Origin of the sequence: Collinsella sp. TM10-22 (assembly GCF_003466125.1) — a bacterium.
Classification (GTDB): domain Bacteria; phylum Actinomycetota; class Coriobacteriia; order Coriobacteriales; family Coriobacteriaceae; genus Collinsella.
Genome location: NZ_QSOC01000002.1, coordinates 1 through 12,212, shown reverse-complemented (window position 1 = coordinate 12,212; position 12,212 = coordinate 1). Strand labels below are relative to the sequence as shown.

Here is a 12,212-nt window from a genome sequence, read left to right as displayed (position 1 = left end):
ACGGAAGCTATCGAATACGTCCTTGGGACTGTCCTATTGTAAAGGCTCGGCGCACCTTGACGGCAAGCTTTGAATAAAACGCAGGAACCTGCCACGGCTGTAGCGGCTTTAGCGTCTGACGGCAGCGTGTCTATTGCCGCTTGAGCTTGCGAGCGATAAAGCTTCTGGCTGCATCGATGATGAGAAGTGCCAGAGCAAAGACGATGCTAATGACGGTACCCGTGAAGATGTATATAGCTACCGGGCTGTTTTGGCTGACCAGTATGTTTGCGAGCAACGTATTGAAGACGGGACGCCACAGGCTACTGGTGAGTGACTGCATCACATAGAAACCAAGCGTGGCGGTCGATAAGGTGACGATGACACCTGCAGTCCGCGGATTGCCTGAGGCACTGCGTCGGGTTGCCGCAAAGAGCAGGCAGGCGGCAGCGAGGGCAAACGAGATCAGCGAGGTCGATTTGTAGGAGAGGATTGTCATCGCTGTGAGGTTGTCGGTGAAGGAGAGTGCTCCTTCCAGGATGATGGTGAGCACCAAAACCGTTACGAGCGAGCGCATGCCCAAGGCGCCCACCCTGTCCGAATCCATGACATCGGTAACGTCGCGGAGCAGTCCGCCGATCAAAAACGCGACTACGTACGTGACGGCGCTCATGAACTTTTGGAGCCAAGAAAACTCGCCGGCGCTTGTCGCACTCATAGCGGCTAAATACCCGTTAACAACAAATGCGAGGATGCCAACGGCGATGACCGTCGCCGTGTAGCTCTTCCGGGGGAGTCGACTCCTTGCTAGTCCAAACCATGGCGCCATGAAGACCGTGGCGGCATAGACCCAAATGAACTCGAGTCCCAGGGTATACCAGTTGTGCGTGTTGAGGGCTACATCAGGAATGGGTGAGACGACCGTGGACCACGCGAGCGCCACGAGGCAATAAAACGCAGTGGGCATAATGACCTTGCCAAGGCGCTGCGCCGTCCGTTGCATTTGCGACTTCCACGTTGCTCCACCGTCCCAAGCACGCGCGGCCGAAGCGATGAGAAAATAGCCCGAGATCATAAAGAAGACCTCGTTGGCCCAGCAGCCAAGCAAGTTAATGAACCCCAGCAGTCCCGAATAGGGGAAGGCGGCGAGCGGTGCATATTCCGGCACGCTGATGCAGACGGCCTGGAAGGTCCACTGAAACGTGTGGAATACCGCGATGCCAGCGACCGCTACCAAGCGCAGCGCTTCGATGGATATGTTGCGTGCGGCTTTGGGCTGCATGACGTCCTTTCGTATTGGTTTGCCTCTGCGAGCTCCATAGATTATATAAACGCCCGCTGGCGCGCTGACCCTTTGATACCATGAAACGACAGGTATTTCCTAAGGAGCACATTTGTCTACTAACGCCTCTGGCAGCCCTGTTCTGTCGCTGCTTATTCCCATTTACAATGTTCAGCGCTACCTGCGCGAGTGTCTCGATTCCGCCTTGGCGCAGACGCTCAAGGATATTGAGATCATCTGCATCAACGACGGGTCGACCGACAACTCGCCGGCGATTATCCGCGAGTATATGGAGCGCGATGAGCGCGTCAAGATGATCGACAAGGCCAACAGCGGCTACGGCGACTCGATGAACCACGGTCTGGAGATGGCGCGTGGCAAGTACGTTGGCATCTTGGAGTCCGATGACTTTATGGCGCCCGACGCACTCGAAAAGCTTGTCTCGGCCGCCGATACCAATAATGCCGACTTTGCGAAGGCGAACTTTAATTTCTACTGGTCTAAGCCCGAGGAGCGCCGTTCGCTGCACGAGATGTTTAAAGCCAAGGACTGTGGCAAGCCGGTGCACCCGAGCGATACAACGCAGTTCTTTAAGCAAAAGCCGTCGATTTGGTCGGCCGTGTACCGTCGTGATTTTCTTGAGCGCAACGGCATTACGTTCCTGCCGACTCCGGGGGCATCCTTTCAGGATACGTCATTCGCCTTTAAGGTGATCGCGTGTGCCGATAAAGCTGTTTACCTGCATGATGCCGTGTTGTCGTATCGCCAGGACAACGAGAATTCCTCGGTCAATTCTTCGGCTAAGGTCTTTTGCGTCAATACCGAGTATGCCGAGATTGAGCGTTGGATTCGAGAGGATTATGCCCGTGACCACGCAAGTGATGACGTCGCGCGCATGCTCAAGTTCAATCAGCTCATTAAGTACGATTCGTATATGTGGAACTACGTGCGCTTGGCGCCTAAGTTCTATAAGGAGTTCCTGGTGCAGATGGCTAAGGAATTTCAGGCGGCCTTGGACGCGGGGGACTTTTCGCTTGACGACCTCAAGCCGTGGAAACGCGCGAATCTCGCTGCTATCCTCAAAGATCCTGAGGGCTGGGTTGACGAGCATCCGAGTTTTGCGACGGATGGTGCCTTGGGGCGTGCTAAGTATTACGCCTCGGTTGGAGGCCCAGGCGTGGTCGCCGCCTTCCTCATCGAATCGCTGAGGGGGTAGGTTGGCATGGGAGAGGCCTCGTGTCCTAAAGCTACCATTGTCGTCCCCGTTTACAACTCTGCGCGCTCCATTCAACGATGCCTCGATTCGCTGTTGGCTCAGTCCGAGCGCTCGATTCAGGTTGTCTGCGTCAACGACGGTTCGACTGATGATTCGTTGGACGTGTTGCGCCAGATCGCGCAGGCCGACGATCGCGTACTGGTGATTGACCAGGAAAACGTGGGCGTCTCGTGTGCTCGAAATGCCGGTATCGATGCCGCCGAGGGCGAGACCCTCTTTTTTGTGGACGCCGACGATTACATCGATGCCCAGACGGTCGAGCGCGTGCTGCATGCCATGGAGTCTGCAGATGCCGAGGCCGCCGTTTTTGGCGGCGTCTGTGAACCTGCCGATGCTGCCCCCAAACGCGTCCGGCAACTCATGAGCCCCAAAGCTGGTACCTTCGGCGCCCGTGATCCCCAACTGCTGTTCCATTCGAATGCTCAGCCCTATGCCTGCCGTGCGGCTTTTTCGCGCGAGCTGCTCAATCGCGAAGGCATTCGCTTCGCCCCCGGTTTGGCTTTGGGCGAGGACGTCGTCTTCCAATTTGCGGCTTATGCGCTTGCCCGCAAGACCGTCGTCATGCCGGACAAGTTCTACCACTACGTGATGGAGAGCGAATCGGCGACGCACGAGTTCAACAGTGCCGAGGCTCGCGCCAAAAAGCTTGACGCCCACATGAGGATGCTCGAGGAGGTCCTGGAGGACTGGGCGGCCTACGGTCTTTTGGACCTGTGCCCCGGCGAGCTGATCACCTGGTTCTTGGACCTCATTGTGTTCGACCTGGCGCGCTTGGATGCCGATGACTTCCATCGCGTGGCGGCTCGCGTCAACATGGACCTCACGACTTTTTTGGGAACGGAGTGGGCGGATATGCCTGCTAAGGGCGCCGTTCGCCGTCTTGCCCACAAGCTCGTTGCGGCGACCGCGGGCGTTTCGATGGCAGACGCAACGCTGTTCTATCTTTCGACTCGCGGTCTCAAAGCCTGCCTGGAGCGCTTTATCTAATTCCAAGCGCTGTCGCCCGCCGCAACCCGGCTGCTAAAATAACCCTGTTACACGCTATTCAACAGGAGGTTCTCTTGCAGAACTCTGATACCCCTAAAGTTTCGCTGCTCGTCCCCATTTGCAATGTCGAATGCTACCTGCGCGAGTGCCTCGATTCCGCCGTGGCGCAGACGCTCAAGGACATCGAGATCATCTGTATCAACGACGGCTCAACCGATAGCTCGCCAGATATCATCCGCGAGTACATGGAGCGCGACTCCCGTGTAAAGATGATCGACAAGGCCAACAGCGGCTACGGTGACTCGATGAACCGCGGCCTGGAGATGGCACGCGGTGAGTACGTGGGCATCCTTGAGTCCGATGACTTTATGTTTGAGGATTCGCTCCAAAAGCTGGTCGCCAAGGCCGATGCTGAGCATGCCGATGTGGTAAAGGGCGACTTTTACCTATATTGGTCCACGCCCAGCGAGCTCCGTGAGCTGTTTGGGATTATCGACGAGCATATGACGGGCGCCGCGTATCGTCCCGTCGATCGCCCGGGCATCTTCTACCGCAAACCTTCCATTTGGTCGGCTATCTATCGGCGCGAGTTCCTCAACGACAATCAGATTCGGTTCCTTCCCACGCCGGGCGCCTCGTATCAGGACGCAGGCTTTAACTTTAAGGTTTGGGCTTGCGCCGAGCGTGCCGCGTTTATTGCGGACCCCATTTTGTGCTATCGCCAGGATAACGAGAAGAGCTCCGTTAATTCGCCCAACAAGGTGTTTTGCGTGTGCGACGAATATGCCGAGATGCAACGTTTTTTGGACGAGCGCCCCGAGCTCAAGGCTCAGCTCCAGGGCATTTTAATGCGCATGAAGGTCGATACGTACCGTTGGAATGATGAGCGTCTGGTCGATGAACTGCGTGAGCAGTTTTGGAAGAAGGCATCTTCCGATCTCAAGGCCGATTGGGATGCCGGTCGCTTTGACCTGTCGCTGTTTGATCCACGTGGCGAGACCGACTTGCGCCTGATGGTCAAGTCGCCCCGCGCCTATATCGATTCGCGCTTTGACTTTAAGAAGCCGGGCAAGCTCAATACGTTTAAGCATTACTTTAAGATTGGCGGCCTGCCGCTGGTGTGGCGCGTGCTGACGTATCAGCGCACCTACGGCGACAACCCGCACCCTGATGACGTTCCCGCCGCACAGTAGGAGCGAGTGATTATGGCTACCCCCAAGATTTCCGTTGTCGTTCCCATCTATAAGGTGGAGGAGTGCCTGGCCTGGTGCTTGGACTCTCTGCTTGCGCAGGATATGCCCGATTGGGAGGGCGTGCTGGTTAACGATGGCTCGCCGGACGACTCGCGCGATATTGCGGCTGCCTATTGCGAAAAGGATGTGCGCTTTACGCTGGTCGATAAGCCAAACGGGGGCCTGTCGAGTGCGCGTAATGCAGGCATCACCGCGTCCACGGCGCCTATCGTTGCGTTTTTGGATTCCGACGATCGCTTTACGCCCGATGCATGCCGCGTGATCGTCGATGCCTTTGAGCGCGAGGACTGCGACGTTTTGACCTTTGGCGCGAATCCGTATCCGCTGGAGGCGGGGTATCCGTGGCTTAACTATGTGCTGAGCCCGCGCGATGTGTCGTTTGAAGGCTATAGCTCTGACCTGCTGTTTAAGGAAGCATCTCGCCCCTTTGCATGGCGTACCGCCTGCAAGCGTGAGTTTTTGCTGGGCAACGGAATCGTGTTCGACGAAACCGTCAAGTATGGCGAGGACCAGGTCTTCGATTTTGTCGTGTACGGTCGTTCGCATAAGACCGCGCTTATCTCGAACAAGCTGTATGACTACCGCGTGGCGCGCAAGGGTTCGCTCATGGACACCATGCGCTACGACGACGAGACACGTCTGCTAGAGCATGTGAAGATTTACTCCGCGGTGCTGGCTGACTGGCAGCGCGACGGTCTCGATGTACAGCACGCCGATGATCTGGCATATTTCCTGTGCGATCTGGTGCTTTACGACGCGCTCAGGTTGCTGGGCTCGGACTGTGGCAAGGTGTTTGCTGCCGTTGCCGCGGCGCTTGCCGGTTCTGCCGTGGGCGGCGATGCTGCGTTCGCGCAATGTGCCCCGTCTGTTGCCGCCATGGTGCGTGCGGCGCTTACCAGCAAGGCCCCCAATGCCCGTGAGTGCAAAAAGCTCATGTTCGATTACGACGTCTTGAGGTTTGGGCGCCTGGGTGCCTGCAAACGCATGGCAGCGAACGCCCTGGGAAAGCGAGAAGTGTAGATGAGTATCAAGCGTTTGGCACTTTGCCGCAGTCAGGGCCGTCTGTTTGTGCTGCTTCGTTTTGCCGGTCAGGATGTCGCCGCGCTTATTGAGCGGGAGGGTTCTCAAGCGTTTGCCCATGCGACGACGAGCGGTTCTTGTGTGCCGTCGCTGGTGCTCCCGGTTGATCATGGCCGTGTGCTGGCGCTTTGCCCTTCCGTTTCCGATTACGAGCGCGAGCTCGCCGTCTTGGTGCTTCCGTTTTTGGATGGCTCGTCGATGGATGTCGTTTTTGCATCCGGTGGCAAAAGGTTGGGCTCCATTCACCTCGATAGCCGCGTGGCCAAGCTGGAATCCAAGGTTAACTACAAAGCAAAGCCTGCGCTGTGCGCGCTAATCCGCGATGCGCAGCGTGGCGAATGCTGCGGTCGCTACGAGATCGATGCCATTCGCTATTTGCCGGCAGACGCCGGCGCGGTGTGGCGCTATGAGGTTACCTGGGCGGGAGACTCCCAGTGCGCGCCTGAGCTTCAGATCTTCGATACGCATATGAATGCCATCGATGCTACCGTGCATGTGTTTGAATCGCAGGTCGATGTGCCGCAGCAGAATGGATGCCGTGTCAATAAAACGTATCTGAGCGTTGAGATGCCTCAAGATATACGAGATTTTGTCGCGATTGTGAGCGATTCCACAGAGCAGATCCAGAGCGGGTTTTGCGCCATGGATGGTCGCCTGTACAACGGCATGGTCGACGACAGCTGGAACCGCATGAAGGATGCACGCGCTGATGACGCAGCTTATCGACGTTGGTTTGAGCAGCATCGCGCAAAGCCGGGCGATTTGGCGTGCCAGCGTGTCGCTTCGGCGGCCTTTGCCTATAGGCCGCTCGTGAGCATTGTGGTGCCGTGTTACAAGACTGATCGGGTTTACCTGCCCGAGCTGCTGGACTCGGTGCTAGCCCAGAGCTATGACAACTGGGAATTGCTGTTCATGGACGCCTCGCCCGAATGGGATGCGGTGGCCAATCTTGCGGCAAGTGCCAACGACGAGCGCGTTCGTCGCATTGGGCTGCCCGGCAACGGCGGCATTGTGGTCAACACCAACGCAGGTATTGAGCAGGCGATGGGCGACTACGTCGCGTTCTTGGACCATGACGACATTCTGGAACCGGACGCGTTATTCCACTATGTTTCCGCGCTGAACAAGACTGCCGAGGGCGAGCGCCCCCAGGTCCTGTTCTGTGACGAAGACATGTTCCAGAAAACGGGGGAGTGGGGCCAGCCGGTCTTTAAGACGCGGCTCAACGTCGACCTGCTCTATAGCCATAACTGCGTGACGCATTTCCTGATGGTGGAGAAGGCTCTCATTGATCGTGTTGGCATGTCGCCGGAAGACGTCGCGGGCGCCCAGGATTACGACCTGACGCTTCGCTGCCTTGCAGCCGCCGCGCGGTTTGAGCATGTTGCGCATGTGCTGTATCACTGGCGCGTTCATCCGGGATCGACCGCCGATGGCTCTGCCGATAGCAAGCCGTATGCTATTGAAGCCGGGCGCCTTGCGCTCCAGCGCCACTTTAACGCGCTGGGCGTTCGCGGAGCGGTCGAAGAGACCGAGACGCCGTTTGTTTACCGCATGCGCTATGCGCTGCCGGAGCCTGCGCCGCTGGTGAGCATTGTGATTCCCACCAAGGACCACGTTGAGACGCTCGATGCCTGTGTGATGTCGATCGCCCAGAAGGCAACGTATGCCAATTACGAGATCGTCTTGGTGGAGAACAACAGCGAAGCCCCGGAGACGTTTGCGTATTACGAAACCCTGCCAGAGCGCGTGGCTGCAGCATCCGAAGGCAAGGACATCGCGCGCGTTGTGTGTTGGCCGGGCGAGTTCAATTACTCCCAGATCATCAACTTTGGCGTGGAGCATGCCAAGGGTGATTACCTGCTGCTGCTGAACAACGATACCGAGGTCATAAGCCCCGATTTTATCGAAGAGATGATGGGCTATCTGCAGCGTCCCGATGCAGGCGTGGTGGGTGCCAAGCTCTATTTTGCCGACCATCTGGTGCAGCACGCTGGCATTTTGGTCGGCGTGCGTGGCGCACTTGCCCATGCCAACCAGGACTTCTCGGCAAAGCGCGAGGGCTATCTTGCCCGTGCTGTGCGCCCGGGCAACTTTAGCGCCGTAACGGGTGCCTGCCAGATGGTCCGACGCGACGTATTCGAGCAGGTTGGGGGTTACAACGAGGAATTCGCCGTCGGCTTTAACGACGCAGACTTTTGCCTGCGCGTATGGGAGGCGGGCTACCGCACCATCTTTACGCCCTATGCCGAGCTGTACCACTACGAGTTCACCTCGCGCGGCAGGGAAGAGGCTAACGAAGAAAAGCTGCGCCGTTGGAAACGCGAGCAAGCCCTGTTCATGCAACGCTGGCCGGAGTTCTTCTTGACGGGCGATCCGTGGCTCGGACCGAACCTATCCTCCGACAGTGAGTACTTCTTGCTTTAGAGCGAAGTAATTCCAAGATCCGGCAAAGTATCCTCAAGAGCTGCAAGAGCGGAGGGGCTCAAGTACTCCTCGTTCAAGCGGCTCTTGTCATATCGAAAACGTGTGTCAGGATTTTTACAGGTGGCCGTATTAAATTGGTTCGCTTATGTGCCCAGTTTGGCTCAGAAGCTATTTTGCCTAACGGTTGAGGTGTGGTGGCTCATATTTAAATTGCAGCTGCAAAGACACCTTTTATAGATTTTCGGTTGAAAAACTGAATTGTTAGTCTGAGAATAACTTAAGAGAGCCTCAAATCGGAAGAGGATACCGTATGGAAAACCTTCGAGAAAAAACTGCCAGCAAATTGGCTAGCACATTACTGAGTTAGTTTTGATTGAGACCCCGTTGCCCTGAGGTGACGGGGTCGCTGCGTGATTGGATACCGTGCTGCTATGAAGAAATGCTCATTCGGGGTGCTGGTCTTTTCCGGCCTTATTTCTTTGGGGCTCCTTTTGAGTTCGCCCTCGATGTTATACGCCCTTGATTCGAATAACACTGACGAAGGTTCCGCATCTAACGTTGCTATTGCTTCTGTTGAGTCAGCCATTGATGCTCAGCGCGATTCGACCTTCGCTGTCGAGCAGAACTCTCAGGTGGATAATGAGACCCCTTCTGAGGTTTCGAATCAAATTGTTTGGCATCAGGGGTGGATATCACCCGAAGAAGGGGCTGGTTTTTGGCGTTGGGGCTTGTCCGACGGAACGATCGCTGTTTCTTCTTGGAGACATATAAACGGTAGCTGGTACTGGTTCGACGACGAAGGTCGAATGGCTCAGGATGGGTTGGTTCAAGTTGGGGGTGCGACGTATGCCTTCTCCTCTTCGGGCGCAATGCGTGTCGGCTGGTACCTAGATTCTACGGGCTCCACTTCTGCTTGGCGTTATTTCTCCGGTTCTGGCGCCATGGTAAAAGGCTGGCTTTCAGATGGCAGCAACTGGTATTGGCTGGATGATGAAGGCAAGATGGTCCACGACTCGATGCTACAGATCGGGGGAGCCACGTATGGATTCTCTTCTTCTGGCGCGATGCTTATCGGATGGCATCTTGATGCTTCCGTTTGGCACTATTTCTCCGGCTCTGGCGCCCTGGTGAAGGGTTGGCTCTCGGATGGGGGTCGTTGGTACTGGCTTGATCCTGCAGATGGTTCTATGGCCACCGGGCTGAATGAATGCAATGGCACCTCTTATATCTTTAACAGTTCAGGGGCCATGCTATCCTCCCAGTGGGCACTTATTGACAACAACTGGTATTACGCTGACTCCAACGGCTTACTGCATGGAGGTTGGTTACTTCTAGGGAATTCTTGGTATTACCTGGATCCAGGAAGCCATATTATGCTCACGGGCTTTGTGCAAGTGGGCTCGTCCACCTATTTCCTTACGAGCTCAGGTGCCATGGCAACAGGCTGGGCACTTGCTGATGGTACTTGGTATTACGCCGCATCAAGCGGAGCTATTCAACGAGGACGATGGATAAAGTCCGGAAGCGCCTGGTATTACCTTGATGACGTATCCGGCGCAATGCGCACTGGTGAATATACGGTAGGCGACACGCGCTATTATTCTTTTGACTCCGGTGCGATGGCTTCTTCGTGTTGGATCAACTTGAGCGACGGGATGTCATGGGCGGATTCTTCTGGTGCGTTGAATGATCCATTGCCTATTGCACCCGACGGGTCCCTGTAGCATCGGGCTGCGTCGACTCGTCTTCGTTGCCGGGTATCATTCATATTGGAGACTCGGTTTTCTATGCGGATGCGAATGGTGCCATTAACGTGGCGTCTGGTTGGATTTTGTCGAAAGACGCTTCTGGCGAAAGTGGCAATACTTGGTACTACGGATCTTCCAATGGTGTCCTTAAGTCTGGTTGGCAATATGTCAACGGTGCGTGGTATTGGATGGACCCTTCCACATTCAAGATGAAAACTGGATGGCTTAATGACGGCGGTACGTGGTACTGGCTCCAGCCTTCGGGTGCCATGTTTGCTAACGGGTGGCTGAAAATCGATGGCGTTGACTATTACTTCAATGCAAGTGGTGCATGGTTGAATACGTCTGGTTCTGTTTTAGGGGTTAATAGGTCCAGCCTGGTCAATTGGCTTATGAGCCACGAGAACGATGGCTATTACCGTGGAACACGCTATGATACGCATCTTAGCCAAGAAACATGCATGTATCCAAAGGGTGATCCTCGTTGGGACGGGTATACCGGTATGAACTGCGGCGGATTTGTATCGCATGCATATATGAAAGCGGGCGGGAATTTAGCTCCAATTGCCGCCGAGCAGAGCCATTCCCCTTGGAGTGGTGGTCCCGGAAGGGGCGGCTGCGTTAACGCTTATCGTTGGTACGGCTACGCTATCGATACGTGCGCAAACGTGACTTATTTCAACTCTATTGATGAGTTGTTACGTAGCGGTTTGGCTCGTAAGGGGGACATTGTGTTCTTCAATCCTTACAACCCATATGCGGACGATAGCCACATTGGCTTTTTCTGGGGCAATTCGCCGAGCGAAAATTTGTTCTGGCATAGTGATGGTTATGGAAATCGCATCTCCGGTTTGACTGCTTTGGGCCCATCGAAAGTAATACTGATCCGTTAGAATTCCGATTTGTAGGGGACTCTCTGGGTCCCCTACCTTTTTGACATCTGGTTTGAAAGTTTATTTGAAGTCGGTATTCTTGGGGGTAAGAGAGGGGGCAATGAGCCTTCGGGTTCAACCCTGCGGCAAGTTCTTATTTTCTTTGCAGCATTACGCCCAACTATTTATTGTTCTAGATGGCGTCTTGTCCAGTTGGATGTTCGGGAATCTTTCACAGCCATGCTGTAAGCTAGACGCAAACAAGAACGAATGACGAGGTTTACATGAGCAAACATCTTAAGTTATTTTCGGCATTGTTGGTGCTGATGGTCCTTGCGCCCATTTCTGTGTTTGTTTTTCCCTCGAACGCGGAAGCTGCGCGGTCCCTAGTTGAGAATTCCTGGCGTTATGAGGATGGACAATTGGTCGCAGAGGATGCTTCTTCCGAAGAAGATGGAATAGCCTTATTGTCCATGGACATTCTTCCCGATGGGGCTACGGCGCAGGGCATCGATGTCAGTGAGCATCAAGGACGTATTGACTGGAATGCTGTTAAGGCTTCTGGTATCGATTTCGCTATTCTGCGTGTTGGATTTGGCGCTCCATCTTGGGGCGGTCGAGTTGACTATCAATTTAATCGAAATATTTCTGAGTGCGAGCGACTCGGAATCCCCTACGGCGTCTATATCTATTCATATGCTTTTGATAATCAGCAGGCAGCTGATGAGGCGTCAATGGTGATCAATTGCCTTTCTGGGCATAATCCAAGATTGCCGGTGTATTACGATCTTGAGGATAACTCGATAATTGCAAATGGACGTCAAACCGGAATTGCATCGAGGGCGCAGGTTTTTTGTAATAGGATTTCTGCCGCAGGATATGAGCCTGGAATTTATGCAAATTTAAATTGGTTTAACAACATTTTGACTGACTCTGTATTTAAGAGCAGCTCTTGGGATCATTGGATTGCTCAATATAACTCGCAATGTGACTATACTGGTAATTACAGTTTTTGGCAGTACAAGAGCAATGGAAAGGTCTCTGGTATCAACGGCGACGTCGATATGAACTATGCGTATGTCGATGTTTCTCTCTATTATTGGCAGTTAAAAGAGGGTACCTGGTATTACGCAACTTCTGACGGGGCGGCGTATACCGGATGGTTGTGCCAGGGTGGCACCTGGTACTGGCTCGATCCCGATGCGGACGGCGCCATGGTGACCGGACTGCACAAGTGCAACGGCTCTGTATACTATTTCCGTTCGTCCGGCGCCATGGCGCTCGGCTGGGTCCGCGACGGCGGCAGCT

At 54.8% G+C, this 12,212-nt stretch carries 9 protein-coding genes; 8 read left to right on the top strand and 1 reads right to left on the bottom strand.

Translation table 11 applies throughout. The features are described 5' to 3' along the window. Positions 1-130: 130 nt before the first annotated feature. A complete protein-coding gene (locus tag DXD94_RS02065) occupies positions 131-1,261 on the bottom strand; it encodes an acyltransferase family protein (RefSeq protein ID WP_117735623.1) in 1,131 nt (376 codons plus the stop codon). A gap of 112 nt (positions 1,262-1,373) precedes the next feature. Between DXD94_RS02065 and DXD94_RS02060 the strand changes: the two genes are divergently transcribed. From DXD94_RS02060 to DXD94_RS02025, 8 genes are all read left to right on the top strand, one after another. Continuing rightward, positions 1,374-2,477, top strand: a complete 1,104-nt coding sequence (locus DXD94_RS02060) for a glycosyltransferase (protein ID WP_117763085.1) — start codon at positions 1,374-1,376, stop codon at positions 2,475-2,477. A gap of 6 nt (positions 2,478-2,483) precedes the next feature. After that, entirely contained in the window at positions 2,484-3,524 is a 1,041-nt protein-coding gene (locus tag DXD94_RS02055; protein ID WP_117763084.1) for a glycosyltransferase family 2 protein, read from the top strand. 74 nt (positions 3,525-3,598) lie between these two features. Then, complete coding sequence (locus tag DXD94_RS02050) at positions 3,599-4,717, top strand: glycosyltransferase family 2 protein (protein ID WP_158564773.1); 1,119 nt, start codon at positions 3,599-3,601, stop codon at positions 4,715-4,717. A 12-nt stretch (positions 4,718-4,729) separates the two neighbouring features. After that, positions 4,730-5,797 (top strand): glycosyltransferase, encoded by a 1,068-nt coding sequence (locus DXD94_RS02045; protein ID WP_117763082.1) that lies wholly within the window; start codon positions 4,730-4,732, stop codon positions 5,795-5,797. After that, positions 5,798-8,284, top strand: coding sequence for a glycosyltransferase (locus tag DXD94_RS02040; protein WP_117763081.1), 2,487 nt, complete (start codon positions 5,798-5,800; stop codon positions 8,282-8,284). A gap of 431 nt (positions 8,285-8,715) precedes the next feature. Then, entirely contained in the window at positions 8,716-10,008 is a 1,293-nt protein-coding gene (locus DXD94_RS02035; RefSeq protein WP_117763080.1) for an N-acetylmuramoyl-L-alanine amidase family protein, read from the top strand. A gap of 26 nt (positions 10,009-10,034) precedes the next feature. Next, the gene (locus DXD94_RS02030; protein WP_117763079.1) at positions 10,035-10,925 is read left to right on the top strand and encodes a hypothetical protein; all 891 of its coding nucleotides are present in this window, start codon (positions 10,035-10,037) and stop codon (positions 10,923-10,925) included. A 263-nt stretch (positions 10,926-11,188) separates the two neighbouring features. Continuing rightward, the coding region (locus tag DXD94_RS02025) for a glycoside hydrolase family 25 protein (protein ID WP_304485478.1) at positions 11,189-12,212 on the top strand (1,024 nt) is incomplete at its 3' end.

What these genes read in the sequence shown, in the direction of transcription:
- DXD94_RS02035 (WP_117763080.1), top strand. Translation starts at nt 8,716, where the DNA reads ATGAAGAAATGCTCATTCGGGGTGCTGGTCTTTTCCGGCCTTATTTCT.
- DXD94_RS02045 (WP_117763082.1), top strand. Translation starts at nt 4,730, where the DNA reads ATGGCTACCCCCAAGATTTCCGTTGTCGTTCCCATCTATAAGGTGGAG.
- DXD94_RS02040 (WP_117763081.1), top strand. Translation starts at nt 5,798, where the DNA reads ATGAGTATCAAGCGTTTGGCACTTTGCCGCAGTCAGGGCCGTCTGTTT.
- DXD94_RS02055 (WP_117763084.1), top strand. Translation starts at nt 2,484, where the DNA reads ATGGGAGAGGCCTCGTGTCCTAAAGCTACCATTGTCGTCCCCGTTTAC.
- DXD94_RS02065 (WP_117735623.1), bottom strand. Translation starts at nt 1,261, where the DNA reads ATGCAGCCCAAAGCCGCACGCAACATATCCATCGAAGCGCTGCGCTTG.